At 45.5% G+C, this 13,684-nt stretch carries 14 protein-coding genes; 10 read left to right on the forward strand and 4 right to left on the reverse strand.

The genetic code is table 11. The features are described 5' to 3' along the window. Nucleotides 1–423: 423 nt before the first annotated feature. Together F6K53_RS06255 and F6K53_RS06260 are read left to right on the forward strand one after the other, a co-directional pair. Nucleotides 424–591, forward strand: a complete 168-nt coding sequence (locus F6K53_RS06255; protein WP_293029202.1) for an NblA/ycf18 family protein — start codon at nt 424–426, stop codon at nt 589–591. Nucleotides 592–953: 362 nt separating this feature from the next. Further along, nucleotides 954–1,094 (forward strand): hypothetical protein, encoded by a 141-nt coding sequence (locus F6K53_RS06260; RefSeq protein WP_293029199.1) that lies wholly within the window; start codon nt 954–956, stop codon nt 1,092–1,094. A gap of 126 nt (nt 1,095–1,220) precedes the next feature. Here the strand turns inward: F6K53_RS06260 and F6K53_RS06265 are convergent, their stop codons facing one another. Then, a complete protein-coding gene (locus tag F6K53_RS06265; protein ID WP_293080144.1) occupies nt 1,221–5,012 on the reverse strand; it encodes a filamentous hemagglutinin N-terminal domain-containing protein in 3,792 nt (1,263 codons plus the stop codon). 98 nt (nt 5,013–5,110) lie between these two features. Further along, on the reverse strand, nt 5,111–5,707 hold the full coding sequence (locus F6K53_RS06270) for a phycobiliprotein lyase (RefSeq protein ID WP_293080147.1): 597 nt from the start codon (nt 5,705–5,707) through the stop codon (nt 5,111–5,113). Between the two features lie 139 nt (nt 5,708–5,846). On the opposite strand from F6K53_RS06270, the gene F6K53_RS06275 reads away from it, so the two are divergent. Next, nucleotides 5,847–6,704, forward strand: coding sequence for a pentapeptide repeat-containing protein (locus tag F6K53_RS06275; RefSeq protein ID WP_293080150.1), 858 nt, complete (start codon nt 5,847–5,849; stop codon nt 6,702–6,704). A gap of 3 nt (nt 6,705–6,707) precedes the next feature. Here F6K53_RS06275 and F6K53_RS06280 read toward each other — a convergent pair whose 3' ends face one another. Then, nucleotides 6,708–6,890 carry a hypothetical protein gene (locus F6K53_RS06280; RefSeq protein WP_293080153.1) on the reverse strand — a complete coding sequence of 61 codons (183 nt, stop codon included), beginning with the start codon at nt 6,888–6,890 and terminating at the stop codon, nt 6,708–6,710. Between the two features lie 229 nt (nt 6,891–7,119). Here F6K53_RS06280 and F6K53_RS06285 point away from each other — a divergent pair, with 229 nt between their 5' ends. Both F6K53_RS06285 and F6K53_RS06290 read left to right on the forward strand, forming a co-directional pair. Next, entirely contained in the window at nt 7,120–7,326 is a 207-nt protein-coding gene (locus F6K53_RS06285) for an acetyltransferase (protein WP_075904227.1), read from the forward strand. 54 nt (nt 7,327–7,380) lie between these two features. After that, a complete protein-coding gene (locus F6K53_RS06290) occupies nt 7,381–8,247 on the forward strand; it encodes a HEAT repeat domain-containing protein (RefSeq protein ID WP_293036040.1) in 867 nt (288 codons plus the stop codon). Here F6K53_RS06290 and F6K53_RS06295 read toward each other — a convergent pair. After that, entirely contained in the window at nt 8,179–8,517 is a 339-nt protein-coding gene (locus tag F6K53_RS06295; protein WP_293068809.1) for a hypothetical protein, read from the reverse strand. The two genes, F6K53_RS06290 and F6K53_RS06295, sit on opposite strands and share 69 nt — an antisense overlap. Before the next feature lie 496 nt (nt 8,518–9,013). On the opposite strand from F6K53_RS06295, the gene F6K53_RS06300 reads away from it, so the two are divergent. From F6K53_RS06300 to F6K53_RS06320, 5 genes are all read left to right on the forward strand, one after another. Further along, the gene (locus tag F6K53_RS06300; protein ID WP_293027899.1) at nt 9,014–9,883 is read left to right on the forward strand and encodes a phycobilisome linker polypeptide; all 870 of its coding nucleotides are present in this window, start codon (nt 9,014–9,016) and stop codon (nt 9,881–9,883) included. A gap of 190 nt (nt 9,884–10,073) precedes the next feature. After that, on the forward strand, nt 10,074–10,865 hold the full coding sequence (locus F6K53_RS06305; protein ID WP_293068806.1) for a phycobilisome rod-core linker polypeptide: 792 nt from the start codon (nt 10,074–10,076) through the stop codon (nt 10,863–10,865). 42 nt (nt 10,866–10,907) lie between these two features. Then, the gene (locus tag F6K53_RS06310; RefSeq protein ID WP_293068803.1) at nt 10,908–11,702 is read left to right on the forward strand and encodes a phycobilisome rod-core linker polypeptide; all 795 of its coding nucleotides are present in this window, start codon (nt 10,908–10,910) and stop codon (nt 11,700–11,702) included. A 156-nt stretch (nt 11,703–11,858) separates the two neighbouring features. After that, nucleotides 11,859–12,653: a phycobilisome rod-core linker polypeptide gene (locus F6K53_RS06315; RefSeq protein ID WP_293068800.1), complete on the forward strand. Its 795-nt coding sequence runs from the start codon at nt 11,859–11,861 to the stop codon at nt 12,651–12,653. 129 nt (nt 12,654–12,782) lie between these two features. After that, nucleotides 12,783–13,544, forward strand: a complete 762-nt coding sequence (locus F6K53_RS06320) for a phycobilisome rod-core linker polypeptide (RefSeq protein WP_293027887.1) — start codon at nt 12,783–12,785, stop codon at nt 13,542–13,544. Nucleotides 13,545–13,684: the final 140 nt, after the last annotated feature.

A 13,684-nucleotide genomic window follows, 5' to 3' on the forward strand; every position in this document is an offset into this window, starting at 1 on the left:
GATTTTTCCAAACAAGGGATCCATGCCCAATCCATCAGGATTTCCGCTGCTACGCTACATATACTGATACTAAATGCAATTGTGCCACTATATAGTTGGGTTTGGCCTCAGGTTTGGCGTAACTATGATGTCCGAATAATTACTCTTAATCGAAATCACCCTATCACTCCGTTACACCATCAATTTTCTTTATTATCGGTATTCAATCGGACTTGATCTAAGTCCATCAGACATACAGGCACAAGGGCAAATCATCGCTTTCCGGATTTTTATTACAATTTGTATCTTTAATTACTTATTGCTTGACAGAATCGACAGTATTTTATATGTGTGTTAGATTGATTAACAACGGCCAAAAAAAAGAGCAGTCGGAACACTCGTCCGCCTGCCCTAATCAACGTATGTAAGCTTAGGAGTAAACCTATGGAAATGCCTGGAAAGCTAAGTTTGGAACAACAGTTCCAGATGAAAATCTACCAAGACCAAGTCAAGCTGTTGAGCCAGGAGGAGGCTCAGTCCTATCTCTTGGAAGTTTTGCGTCAAATGATGGTTAAGGAGAATCTATTCCGCCATCTACTCAAAAACGCTTAACTCTTAATTAGCTGCGAAGGTTTCACTTTGCTTGACTTGTTTTAAGGGGTGCCTCAGTCGTACCTACATTCGACGAATCTACACTGGCATGGGAACGCCTATAATCTAAACCTTCGCTGCTGATCTGAACCTGCTAATAGCCATCGTAGCGCTTCAGCCCTGGCCGCGCTACTACCATATGATAGTATATTTTAGAAATTTCGACTTAAGTAGGAACACTGATATAGTTAGGGAATTAGATAGTCAAGGAATACTTACCAAGAACTCTTGGCTGTTAATGGCTGGAATTTACAATCTTGAATTAAGACTAGGAACCAGCTTGCATATTGCTGCTCTTAAGCTACCTCCGAATTCTAGCACAGATGATAGGATTCGGAGTGCTCGATTTTTACGTCACTTGCCATTATCCTCCCTTTCAGGTCAATCAGGACTTAGGCAAAATTGGGCAACCAACCCGTGACAAAGTACTTCATGTAGGGTGGGCAGTGGCTCAGACCGATTGATCAAGTTGGCCAAAGGCTTGCTAAGCACTGCCCACCAAAGAGCTAGATGTAGGGTGGGCAGTGGCTCAGACCGATTGATCAAGTTGGCCAAAGGCTTGCTAAGCACTGCCCACCAAAGGATTAACCCTAGGAGCCATTACTAATTCTCCTGAGATCCTCGCAAGAAGGGGATTTGCGCCAAGAGTTAGCCCAGGTCTCGGGGGTGGTAGGGAAAGGGGTGAGAATAACAGTACCATCAGGACCAATCAGCCAACCCTGAGCTTCCACAATCCGCCGCCTTGGACCCTTTCGAGCCGACTCCTCCCTAGCAGCCGGAGAATGACGTTGACTCTGATAATTTTCTGTTGCCGAGTTATCTAAGGTTACCCAATCTGCTATTACAGTTCGGCTTATGATTGGGTCAAGGGGACTCGGAGGTAAGCCACCCCGTCCAGTAACAATGAATTCATCCCCTTTGGAATCATCCGATGCCACTTTGACAGTGTCAGCACACCTAGCGTCAATCAGTGCAGATGGGTCAACTACAGTAGTGGGTAGTTCTACTAAACCCTGAGAGGGATTAACCCCAAGGATGTTGATTGTTATGTTACCGTCTACACCACGCTCAGAACTGGCGGTGATATCACTCAAGTTGGTTGGTTGATCGGGAAAGTTGAACCCAAAGATGCCTTGAGCGGTAAGATCTATATTACCGCCGTTGCCATCAAAGGCATTAGCGGTGATGTCGCTATTTTCTTCGAGGAAGGCAAGAATTAAATCAGCAGTAATGGTGATATTGCCACCATTGCCTGGTTGATCTTCGGTACCGGCGCTGGTACTGATTTGACTACCATCGCGCAATATTAATAAATCCTGTAGCGTCAGAGTAATATTGCCACCATTTCCGCTAACAGTTTCAGTAGAGATATTACTTTCTTCAAGGAAGATAGAGTCAGCCTCCACCAAGATGTCACTAGCATCTCCTTGGCCAGAACTACTAGCCGTCACTTGAGCGTTATTGGTTAAGGACAGCGAGCTTCCCTGAATGATGATGTTAGGCTCTGGGTCTGGTTGAGAGTCAACAACTGCTGTTTCCTCGACAGCTGTAGTAATTCTGCTGTCTGATAGGGAAATGGAGTTGGCATTGAGTTCGATTGTTCCTATTTCGCCAGTAGTTTCGGTAGTACTTTCAATATTACTATTGTTTTCTAGGGAGATGGAGTCAGCAGTAATTTTTATTTTTCCAGCGTTGCCAGTACTTTGATCTTCAGTGTTGGTTCTAATATTTGCTTGGTTTTCCAGTACTAGAGATTTAGCATTAATTGTTATTGTGCCAGCATCGCCAGTACTTTCATTAATCGTTCTGGTACCAATAGTACTGACGTCTCTGAGCACAAGTGAGTCAGCAGTAATGGTTATTTTTCCAGCATCCCCACTGCTATTGTCTTGAGTCTCGCTGCCAAGACCATTGCCCTGACCTTCCAACAATACAGAACCGGCGGTGATTGTGATCTCTCCAGCATCCCCAGTACTGTTATTTCTTGTGTTGGTACCAATACCACTTTGTTCTCTGAACACAACTGAGTCAGCAGTAATGGTTATTGTTCCACCATCCCCACTGCTATTGTCTTTAGTATCGCTGCCAAGACCACTATCCTGGCCTTCAAACAATACAGAACCAGCGGTGATGGTGATCTCTCCAGCATCCCCACTGCTATTGTCTTGAGTGTTGGTACCAATACCACTGCCTCCTCTGAACACAAGTGAGTCAGCAGTTATGGTTATTATTCCAGCATCCCCACTGCTATTGTCTTGAGTATTGCTGCCAAAACCATTGTCCTTGCCTTCCAATAATACAGAACCGGTGGTGATGGTGATCTCTCCAGCATCCCCAGTACTCTTATCTTGAGTGTTCGTACTAATACCACTGTTGTTTGTGACCACAACTGAGTCAGCAGCAGTAACAGTGATATTGCCAGCATCCCCCTTACCGTCTGTCCTACTACCAATCCCCGCCTCTTCTATGGTAAGGGTACCGGTTTGAACGATAACGTCTCCAGCATTTCCATTATCCCCAGAGGTGAGGCTATTGATTCCAGCACTTTTGAGGGATATGGATTCACCACTGATCACCGTAATCGGTGGTGCCTGTACGCTACGGTTGTTATTTCTGTTGATTCCGATCCTTTCCAATGCGATCGCACCAGCCGCAGTAATGGTAACTGCTCCTCCGCCAGTATCAATTCCCGCATCCATTAATTCCACATCACCACTACCAGAGTTGTCACTATCGGCTTCCAGGACTAGATTAAGCAAACCACTCTCGGCATTTATTCCAAAGTTTTTGAGAGAAATATCATTGGCCGCTTCCAAGGTCAGAGTGACTTCCCCTTCTGTCGTTTTGGTAATGCCAAAGCCATCTGCAGTGATATTTCCTTCCTGAGTGCCTGTGGTTCCGGTAGTGATAGTGACATTGGTGCCAGCATTGAGTTGAGCTTCAATATCTGGGATATTCACCACGGCATCATCCCCAGTGGGAGTGAAGATATTGGAATTACTATCAAAGCTGCCATTGGATGTATCGGCAAAGCCAAGAGTAACATTCCTCGGGTCAAGTAACCAAGTTCCTGCATTTCCATTGGCTGCACTAGCATCGACTCTGACTCCTGTAACATCCAGAAAATTGGCACTGGATGTCTCGATTAAACCGCCATTCCCTGATTGCGCTCCCCCCCTTGCCGTTAAGGTGCCATAGGCGCGAGTGGATTGATTCGACCAAATCACAATCAGACCACCATTACCAGTGCTAACCGCATCAGCGTTGATAGTGGTGTCACGACCGATATAGGTAGCTGTGGCCAATGGCAGCTGTCCTTGACCTTGGAAATCCCCACCAATTAGTGCTTCTCCACCACTACTGTTTCCAGAAACATCAATGGAGCCACTGTCAAACAAGCCAACTTGATCCCCTAATACCGTTACTTTGCCTCCAGTTTTTCCTGGAGCGAGGTTGGCAGCGTTTAGGGCACCAGAGATAATCACGGTTCCTGGCTCAAGTGGCACAATAGTACCGGAATCGGTAAGTGTGACCTGACCGTCACTGGAAACTGTTACGCCGGTGTCATCGTCCAAAGTACTTAAAAATTCAGTAACAGAGGGAGAATTAGATTCTATTGATGGCGTTGGAGTCGATAGTGTCAAAATCTGTCCAGCTTGCCCCAATTGCACTAACGTTTCACTCGGAACCGCTAATATATTAATCTCACCCCCTGGTGCTAGGATATCCCCAGTGCTAATCACACTCCCACCGACTAAGGTGACATTCTGTCCCTGTCCCACAGCCAAATTGCCAGCATTTACGATCGGCTGAGGCGGATTCTGGCCATACTGCAATCCGGTCTTTCCATACTGCAATCCGGGAGTAATGTTAATGGTTAACAGGGGTGGTTCTTCGGGATTGATAGCACTAAACTCGATGCCATTGCCAAACACTATACTATTAGCGGTACTTCCGACAAAGGAACCGGCTACATCTAATTGGGAATTGGCTCCGAAAACAATACCATTAGGATTGACCAAAAACAAGTTGGCGGCACCATCTACTCCTAGGGTTCCGAAGATCTTGGAGATGTTACTACCGGTTACTCGGCTGAGAATATTGTTAATGCCAGCGGGATTGGCAAAGTAAACCCGCTGCAAGTCCCTAACATTAAATTCAGAAAAGCTATGGAATAGGTTATCCCCTCTGGTTGCTCCACCTTCAATCAAGTCAGCGGGAAGTCCTTTGACCTCTACATTTGGTTTAACAACACTTGGATTATCCCCCAAGGTATTATCCGGAACAATCTGAGCCAGAGCAGGATTTACTGAATGGGTAATCCCATAGTATCCACTCAGACTGATGCCACCAAAAATTACTAGCGATCGCACTATTTTCATGTTTACTTAGCCTCCTATACTTCACCTTGGGAGTGATCTTACCAACTATGCTCCGAGTTGAATTATTTTGATGAGATAATGAAGTTTTAATGAGTTAATTATGATTGCGCCGCCATAGCTCTAGCGCGATTAGTTTCAATCATTTGTTCTAGCATTTCCCTAGAAACACAACGGCGTTCAGAGCAATAGGTCATGAGATTGACGCCATTCATCATGCGCACAGTGCTGACTCGGACACGAAAATCATCGGTGACAAACCAACAACGTTCTTGACCCTGATTATTCTGGTAATTGGTATCAATGGTGAGGATGCCGTCTTTGCCAAACCAATACCGACTCACTACCGGAATACTTTCCACATAGCCCTGGTCTCGAATGAGTTTACCACTAAGCTTAGTTTCATCATCTGGAACATCAATCAAAATTGCCGCATATTTGGAATTTGGTTCCCGGTCATCTAAATTGATTTGCCACATAAAGCTCGCTCCCCCCATCGCCTGGCTTGGGTCAATCTTTTGGAGGTCACAAACGGTTTGGACTTTAGGGTTATCTTTTTCGATGACTTGAACAATCAGATTGGATTCTCCCGATTCATCGGCAGCGTTATCAAAGTGATGAACTGTGCGTTGAGTAAACCACTTGCCCTCGCTTTTCCGAAAGAAGTCCATCATGGTCATGGGTGGCTTGAGTCGCATTTTTGCTTAAACCTCCAGATAGTGATAGATGGGTAGAGCTAGCCCCTACCCTAGAAATAGTAATTGTTTTTAATACCCTGTGTTCCCACCAGAACGGTAGACTAACCTTGGCAGTTCCAGGTAGAGTTTACAAATTATAATGATTCAAACTCGGTTAAGCGATCGCACTAACAACCAAGCTATGGATATCTTAAAACGGTTCCAAGCCGGAGACTATATCTCTGATGCTAATCTTGAGGGCATCGATTGGAGTCAGAGAGACTTGTACCAGGTTAACCTCAGTGGTGCTAACCTACAGAAAGCTAATTTGAGCCAAGCTACCCTGACTGGGGCTAATCTTAGTCAGGCAATTTTGCGGGAAGCGAATCTGAGGGGAGCTGATCTCAGGGGAGCTGATCTCACTGGCGCTGACCTGACTGGCGCTGATTTGGAAGGGGCGTATTTAAACCGGGCAGATTTAAGGAAGGCTAATTTGACGATGGCTAACTTAAATGAAACCAACCTACAAGTAGCCCTGTATGACCGGGAAACTACTTGGCCAGAAGGATTTCGCTACAAAAGTTCTGGTGCTGTTGGGCCTGGTGCTAATCTCAATGGTGCTTTTCTCAATACCGCTAATCTGAGGGGAGTTGACTTGCAAGGGATTAGAGTAATAGGAGGCTATCTCAGCGGAGCCGATTTAACCGGTGCTAATTTACAGGATGCTGCTTTGAGTGGATCCAACTTACGGAAGGCTTTCCTGACCGGGGCTTGTTTGCGTAATGCCCGTATGAGTGGCGTGGAGCTGGAGGGAGCGGATTTGCGAGGGGCCGACCTGACTGGAGCAGATTTAAACCATGTACAAAATATTGCTGGGGCTGACTTTACCATGGCTCAAGGCATCAGTGAAGCCACCCGTTCGATGCTTTTGAATCAACCATATAAAGATCTAGACACCTGGAATCCCTATACTCGAAGTAATACTCGGGAAAGTTTAGGGGCTAGTCATGAGAGTTGAAGGTTAAGCGGTTGAAGGTTGAAGGTTGAACGCGATTGCGTGGCCTTTTGGCCAAGGTTGAACGGTTGAAGGTTGAACGGTTGAAGGTTGAACGGTTGAAGGTTGAACGCGATTGCGTGGCCTTTTGGCCAAGGTTGAAGGTTGAAAGGTTGAAGGTTGAACGCGATTGCGTGGCCTTTTGGCCAAGGTTAAACCGTTCAAACCCGTAACCTGTAACCTGTAACCTGTAACCTGTAACCTGTAACCTGTAACTTGTAACCTGTAACCTGTAACCTGTAACCTGTAACCTGTAACCTGTAACCTGTAACCTGTAACCTGTAACCTGTAACCTGTAACCTGTAACCTGTAACTTGTAACCTGTAACTTGTAACCTGTAACCTGTAAACTTAAATAACCATTTAAGAACGTCACCAAAATGTCTGAAATTCAAGAAGCCCAGCCATCACCGGCAGAAATTGAGGAAGTTATTACTGAACTAGAGAAATATCGGGAAAGACTGGTTAATGATGTGATGAAAATGGCTCAGAAGGTGAAACTGCCGAAAAAGGCGGCCATGGAGCATATCAAAAACCACCCAGAAATTATTAAGATCGACGCTGCTCTGGAAAATCTCCGCCCCTAGCAATCATCCTTGCCATCATCCTGACGCAACTGACTAAAGCAACTGGAATTACCCATGGTTACATCGGAAACTCAACCGCCAGCTCCCTCTGAAACTGACAGCTTGCTGGCTGATGTCAATAGCCAACTTGCTGAGGGAAACGTTGATATTACTAATCCGCAACAGTTAAAAAAGATGGTTGAATCCCTGGCTGATAGCCGGGGAATGGTCAGACTGGGATTCGTGGAAGCCTTTGGCAAAATTGGTAAGGTAGCTTCTCCGTTCTTGCTCGAAGCACTAGCTAATCACCCAAACCCGGTGGTGCGCAGGTCTTGTGGCAAGGCTTTAGCAAAAATAAGGGATCCCCAGGGGGTTACTACCCTGATTGATGCCTTGTTAAATGATGAGGATACAGTGGTCAAGAGTTCAGCGGCTGGAGCCTTAGCCAGAATGGGAGAAGCGGCTGTACCAAGGTTGATTGAGGTGTTGGAATCAGCAGATTATCCCCAAACTGCCAAAGGTCATGCCTCTTGGGCACTTGCTTTCATTGGGTCAGACGCAGCTGAGCACCTGTATCAGGCAATCCACTCGGAATCGGAAGATGTGCGGATGGCAGTAGTCGGAGCGATCGCTAATTTGGTGGATGAACCGGGTAATGACCAGGCTAGAGATATTCTCTTATTAGCACTGAAAGATGAATCTGTCAATGTTCGTGCCGAAGCAGCGACATCGGTGAGCCAACTTGACCCCCAGGTAGGGGTTCCCCATTTAATCCCCTTACTGGAAGACCCCAGCCAAGAGGTGAGGCGGAGGGCAATCTTATCCTTAGGGAAGCTTAAAGATGAAGCGGCTTTACCCGCCTTAACAGCCAAGTTATCCGATCAGCGAGAGGAAATTCGCCAACTGGTCAAGGTAGCGATCGCACAAATTCAGAAGGGTTGAAGGGTTGAAGGGTTGAAGGGTTGAAGGGTTGAAGGGTTGAAGGGTTGAAGGTTGTTCGCGTAGCGTGGCCTTTTGGCCAAGGTTGAAGGGTTGAAGGGTTGAAGGTTGAAGGTTGAAGGTTGAAGGTTGAAGGTTGAAGGTTGAAGAGTTGTTCGCGTAGCGTGGCCTTTTGGCCAAGGTTGTTCGCGTAGCGTGGCCTTTTGGCCAAGGTTGTTCGCGTAGCGTGGCCTTTTGGCCAAGGTTGTTCGCGTAGCGTGGCCTTTTGGCCAAGGTTCCCCTGGGTGTTCCGTCTAGGGTAGCTTAAAAAAAATCAGAAATCTAGCTGTTCTCATATTTATGAGGTACAGATAATTTTTTTATGTTCCCTGTTCCCTGTTCCCTGTTCCCTGTTCCCTGTTCCCTATAATCAAAAAAATTTGTACCTCACCAAAGTGATAAATACACTATAAAACAATCAAAGTTTTCATACTTCATAATTCATACTTTATAATTCATACTTTCTAAGATAGTCGTCAGTTTCAATCACAGGCAATCCCAGAAGTTTACAAATCTTGATAATTTAGGGTGATCAGGGCATTGTATAAATAAATGTGTGAAGGTGTAAAACACTGACACAATCTCGCTCACAGGAGCTATGAGCTCCCAAGATTCCTTAATCAGGATTGGCGAGAGAGGTTATGTTATTGTTTAAAAGCTTGTAAAGTTTTTTAAACACCCTGAGAAAACCCTGATTAAAAAATTTGTTGCTATCTAGGAGAATCTGTTAATGGCATTCGGACCAGCATCACAGCTAGGTGTCGGCCTATTTGAAGACACAGATCCAATTGAAGTGTGGCCAGGTATCTCAAGCGAGGACGCTGAGGCCGTGATTCGGGCGGTCTATCGGCAAGTCTTGGGCAATGCTTATGTCATGGAAAGTGAGCGACTGGCTGTCCCAGAGTCTCAGTTTAAACTAGGTGAACTCAGCGTTCGGGAATTTGTGCGGGCAGTAGCGAAATCCGATGCTTACAGCTCCCGGTTTTTCGATAAAGCCCCCCGCTACCGAGTAATTGAGCTGAATTTCAAACATTTACTTGGTCGGGCTCCCGATGGCTTCGATGAGATGAAGGCTCACAGTATTATCTGGGATGAAGGGGGCTTCGAGGCAGAGATTGATTCCTATCTCGACAGTGACGAGTACCAGGAAGTCTATGGGGAAGACACAGTTCCCTTCTACCGAGGCTACAAAACCCAAACAGGCAAGAAGATGGTTGGGTTTACCCACATGTTCCAACTGTTGCGAGGAGCATCTAGTAGCGACTTCAAAGGGAGCTTGGCTGGCAAGAGTCCTTGTCTAAATAAGAATGTAATTCAAGAAATTCCGACAGCAGTGGTTCCGCCATCTGGTGGTGTATCTGGCTGGTCTTTCCAAGAAACCCCATTGGGTGCCAGAACTCGCCATGGTGCTGGAGCTACTGCTGAAGGTAAGGTGTACCGGATTGAGGTAACTGGCTATAAGTCCCCTGGTGCAGTGAATCGGGTATCCAAATTCCGGCGCAGTAACCAGGTCTACCTGGTTCCGTTTGATCAGCTCTCCAAAGAGTACCAGCGGATTCATAAGCAGGGTGGCGTGATTGCCAGCATCACCGTTGTGTAATTAGGATTCAATCGGGATTCAAAAGTTTCTAATCTGGAAAAGTTCGTGTATTTCTGCGTGCTTTGGCAGCAAGCCAACTAGTTTGCTGCCAAAGAAGGTAGAGGTGCAGTGCAATGAAGGGTTGGTTACTTTGTTTTGGCAAGGAAAATCCCCTCTATTTTGAATAAGTTTTTTGCAAGGAGAAATTTAAATGGTCAGTACAGCGCCTACTGCCAAGTTTGGTCTAGATTCAGATACCATCTTTGAACTATGGCCTACTAGCGGCATTGATGAAGTGCAAGCTGTAATTCGGGCAGTTTATCGTCAAGTTTTGGGCAACCCCCACATTATGGAGAGTGAGCGGCTGGTGAGTGCTGAATCGCAATTATGCGATGGCAGCATCACTGTCAGGGAATTTGTGCGGGCTGTTGCCAAATCAGATTTCTATCGCGCTCGGTATTTTGAATCCTGTGCGCCTTACCGATTTATTGAGCTGAACTTTAAGCATTTATTGGGTCGTGCTCCCCTAGATCAGACAGAAATTTCGGAACACATCCGTATCTGTATTGAGCAGGGCTACGATGCTGAGATTGATTCTTACATCAATAGTGACGAGTACCAAACTAATTTTGGGGATGATACCGTACCCTACTATTGTGGTGCTAGTAGCCAAATCGGCCAAAAGCAGGTGGGTTATAACCGTACCCTCTCCTTGGTAAGGGGTCATTCAGAAGTTGATAGCTCCATAAAAAGCTCTTGCTTGGTAGAAGCAGTTGCTACCAATAGCACCAGCAAAATTGTGCCACTGGCAGGTGGTCGTGCTGCCGCTTATGCTGATGCTACCGAAAAGATGTTCAAAATTGTCGTGCGGGGTGCCATGTACAGCGGTCGTCGCCGTCGTAGTACCACTGAGTACATTGTTCCTGGCAGCAAGATGACACCCCAAATTCAGCGGATTAATCGCACTAGTGGGACAATCGTCAGCATTACAGAAATCTCCTAATGTCTGGGGTTTTTTTTCGGAAGTTTTAAAGGAGAGATAGAAATGGGAAATTTAACTCGCTCAGCGACTCTAGGCTTGGATGCCTTTGAATGTGATCCATTAGAATTACGGCCTTTTGCCACTGAAGATGATTTACAAACGGTAATTCGAGCCGTTTACAAGCAGGTTTTGGGCAATGAACATATCATGGAGAGCGATCAGCTCTCTAGTGCTGAAGCCCAACTGCGGAATGGCAATATTACAGTGCGTGAGTTAGTCAGGGTAGTTGCTAAATCTGATTTGTATAAGAAACTGTTCTTTCACAGTTCTTCTCAGTACCGGTTCATTGAGCTGAACTTCAAACACTTGTTAGGACGCCCTCCCCAGGACCAGGCAGAGATTACTGAACACGTCCAAATATATAATACAGAGGGCTACGACGCTGAAATCGACTCTTATATCGATAGCAACGAATACATTCAAAACTTTAGTGAGTACACCGTCCCTTATCCACGGTCTATCCGCACCCAAGTGGGGATCAAAACTGAAGGGTTCAATCGGATGTTCTCATTGCTACGGGGCTCTCCTACCAGTGACAGTGATACACAGGCAAAGTTAATTTCCTCTTTGGCTGCGAATATGTCCACGACAATCACTCCGCCAGCGATTGGCAATGGTGCAGCTAGTAGTAACACCGACAAGCGGTTCCGGATTGTCTATTCTACCTCAACTGCTGCTGCTCGACTCAATAAGTTTAGCAAGACAGAGCGGGTAGTTAACTACAGTCAAATGTCTCAACAATTTCAAAACATTCATAAATGTGGTGGAAAGATTATCAGCATTACTGAAGTTTTGTAATGCTGGTTGAACGTTGACCATTTGATATAAACTCAGGGTCGGCTAATAATTGCTTAATAGCGCCTTAATAGCTGACCCTAGGTTTGGGGAAATTACCTCAAACTAGGTTTAACGAACGATTATATCATTATCAAACTGAGTTTAGGAGAAATAAGAATGGGGAATTTAACGGTATCAGCCACCCTTGGTCTAGATGCCTTTGAAGGTGACCCAGTAGAACTGCGACCCTATGCTACTGAAGAGGATGTGCTGACGGTAATTCGAGCTGTTTACAAGCAGGTTTTGGGCAATGCCCATCTGATGGATAGCGAGCGAATCAGCAATGGGGAATCAATGTTGCGCAATGGGGATATTAGTGTCCGTGGCTTTGTGCGCATGGTGGCTCAATCAGCCCTGTATCAATCCCGATTTTTCGAGGGGTCTTCTCCCTATCAGTTCATTGAGCTTAATTGCAAGCATTTGCTGGGTCGTGCTCCTCTAGATCAAGCTGAAATCTCTGAGCACGTCAGCCTTTACAATGAACAGGGTTACGAAGCGGAAATCGATTCCTATATCAATAGTGACGAATATCTTGAGAATTTTGGCGATAACATCGTTCCCTACCCCCGCAGCATCCGTAGCCAACCTGGAATTAAGAATGTGGGCTTTAATCGGATGTTCTCGTTACTGCGAGGCTCTCCTACCAGTGATAGTGGAAAACCAGCCCAGCTAATTACTTCTGTAGCTGCTAATATATCTCCACAAATTAAAGCTCCAGCTGTTGGAAATGGTGCAGGTTATGGCAATACTGGCAAGCGTTACCAGATTGCTGTTTCCACATGCGCTGGTGTAGCCCGGTTGAATAAGTGTAGCCAGCTGAACTATCAGGTTAGCTACGAGCAACTCTCTGAACAAGTCAAGAGTATTCATAAAGGCGGTGGCAAGATTCTCAGTATTACTGAGTTAACTTGATCCAGTAGCCCGGTTATCAGTTATCAGTAAAAAGAAAAACTGTTAACTGGTAACTGATAACTGGTAACTGATAAGTGAATAGCTGTGTAAGTCAGCTAAATCTGAGTAAAGAATCTAGGAGGAATTTAAATGTCACTTTGGGTAATAGATGCTGACCCGATAGAGTTGCGTGCTGGTGCAACAGAAGATGATCTGCAGACAGTGATTAGGGCAGTTTACAAACAGGTTCTAGGTAACCAGCACTTGCTGGAATCCGATCGCTTAACTAGTGCTGAAGCGATGCTGCGCAATGGGGACATCAGTGTACGGGGCTTTGTGCGCATGGTCGCTAAATCAGACTTGTATAAGTCCCTGTTTTTTGATTCTGCTTCCCAGTATCGTTTCATTGAGCTCAACTACAAGCATTTTCTAGGTCGTGCTCCCCAGGAACAGGCAGAAATTGCCGAACATGTTCTAATTTATAACACTGCTGGCTACGACGCTGAAATCGATTCTTATATCGATAGCGCAGAGTATCAGTTGAGTTTTGGTGAGTTTATTGTCCCCTATCCTCGTAGTAATAATACCGAAGTTGGGATTAAGAACGTAGGATTTAATCGGACGTTTTGCTTGATGCGGGGAGATGCTACTAGTGATAGCAGTAACCAAGCCAAGCTGATTAGTGATTTAGGAGCTAATCTGTCTACCAAGATTACTGCTCCTGTTGGAGGTTCAGGTACTTACACCAATACAGGCAAACGCTTTAAGATTACTGTCGCTAAAGCTGGTGTTGGTTCTCGCTTCAAGCGGAGTAATGCTAGCTATGAGGTGGGTTACGACCAGTTGTCGGCGAGGATTCAAAATATGCACAAAATGGGCAGCAAAATTGTCAGTATTACTGAAATAGGTTAGGTTGACTGTCAGGATTCAGTAGTTGATATGAGCTAAGTATGTAGATGTTAGTTTTTGGAAATAGGCTGTGAGCAATCAACAGCTAATTTCTAAAAACTAACACTATTGGCTATTAAACTACTGGTCAACTATTGGCAGTT

It is taken from the genome of Moorena sp. SIO4A1 (assembly GCF_010672065.1).
Taxonomy (GTDB): Bacteria; Cyanobacteriota; Cyanobacteriia; order Cyanobacteriales; family Coleofasciculaceae; genus Moorena.

What these genes read in the sequence shown, in the direction of transcription:
- F6K53_RS06270 (WP_293080147.1), bottom strand. Translation starts at nt 5,707, where the DNA reads ATGCGACTCAAGCCACCCATGACCATGATGGACTTCTTTCGGAAAAGC.
- F6K53_RS06255 (WP_293029202.1), top strand. Translation starts at nt 424, where the DNA reads ATGGAAATGCCTGGAAAGCTAAGTTTGGAACAACAGTTCCAGATGAAA.
- F6K53_RS06265 (WP_293080144.1), bottom strand. Translation starts at nt 5,012, where the DNA reads ATGAAAATAGTGCGATCGCTAGTAATTTTTGGTGGCATCAGTCTGAGT.
- F6K53_RS06310 (WP_293068803.1), top strand. Translation starts at nt 10,908, where the DNA reads ATGGGAAATTTAACTCGCTCAGCGACTCTAGGCTTGGATGCCTTTGAA.
- F6K53_RS06285 (WP_075904227.1), top strand. Translation starts at nt 7,120, where the DNA reads ATGTCTGAAATTCAAGAAGCCCAGCCATCACCGGCAGAAATTGAGGAA.
- F6K53_RS06275 (WP_293080150.1), top strand. Translation starts at nt 5,847, where the DNA reads ATGATTCAAACTCGGTTAAGCGATCGCACTAACAACCAAGCTATGGAT.
- F6K53_RS06315 (WP_293068800.1), top strand. Translation starts at nt 11,859, where the DNA reads ATGGGGAATTTAACGGTATCAGCCACCCTTGGTCTAGATGCCTTTGAA.
- F6K53_RS06300 (WP_293027899.1), top strand. Translation starts at nt 9,014, where the DNA reads ATGGCATTCGGACCAGCATCACAGCTAGGTGTCGGCCTATTTGAAGAC.
- F6K53_RS06305 (WP_293068806.1), top strand. Translation starts at nt 10,074, where the DNA reads ATGGTCAGTACAGCGCCTACTGCCAAGTTTGGTCTAGATTCAGATACC.
- F6K53_RS06260 (WP_293029199.1), top strand. Translation starts at nt 954, where the DNA reads ATGATAGGATTCGGAGTGCTCGATTTTTACGTCACTTGCCATTATCCT.
- F6K53_RS06290 (WP_293036040.1), top strand. Translation starts at nt 7,381, where the DNA reads ATGGTTACATCGGAAACTCAACCGCCAGCTCCCTCTGAAACTGACAGC.
- F6K53_RS06320 (WP_293027887.1), top strand. Translation starts at nt 12,783, where the DNA reads ATGTCACTTTGGGTAATAGATGCTGACCCGATAGAGTTGCGTGCTGGT.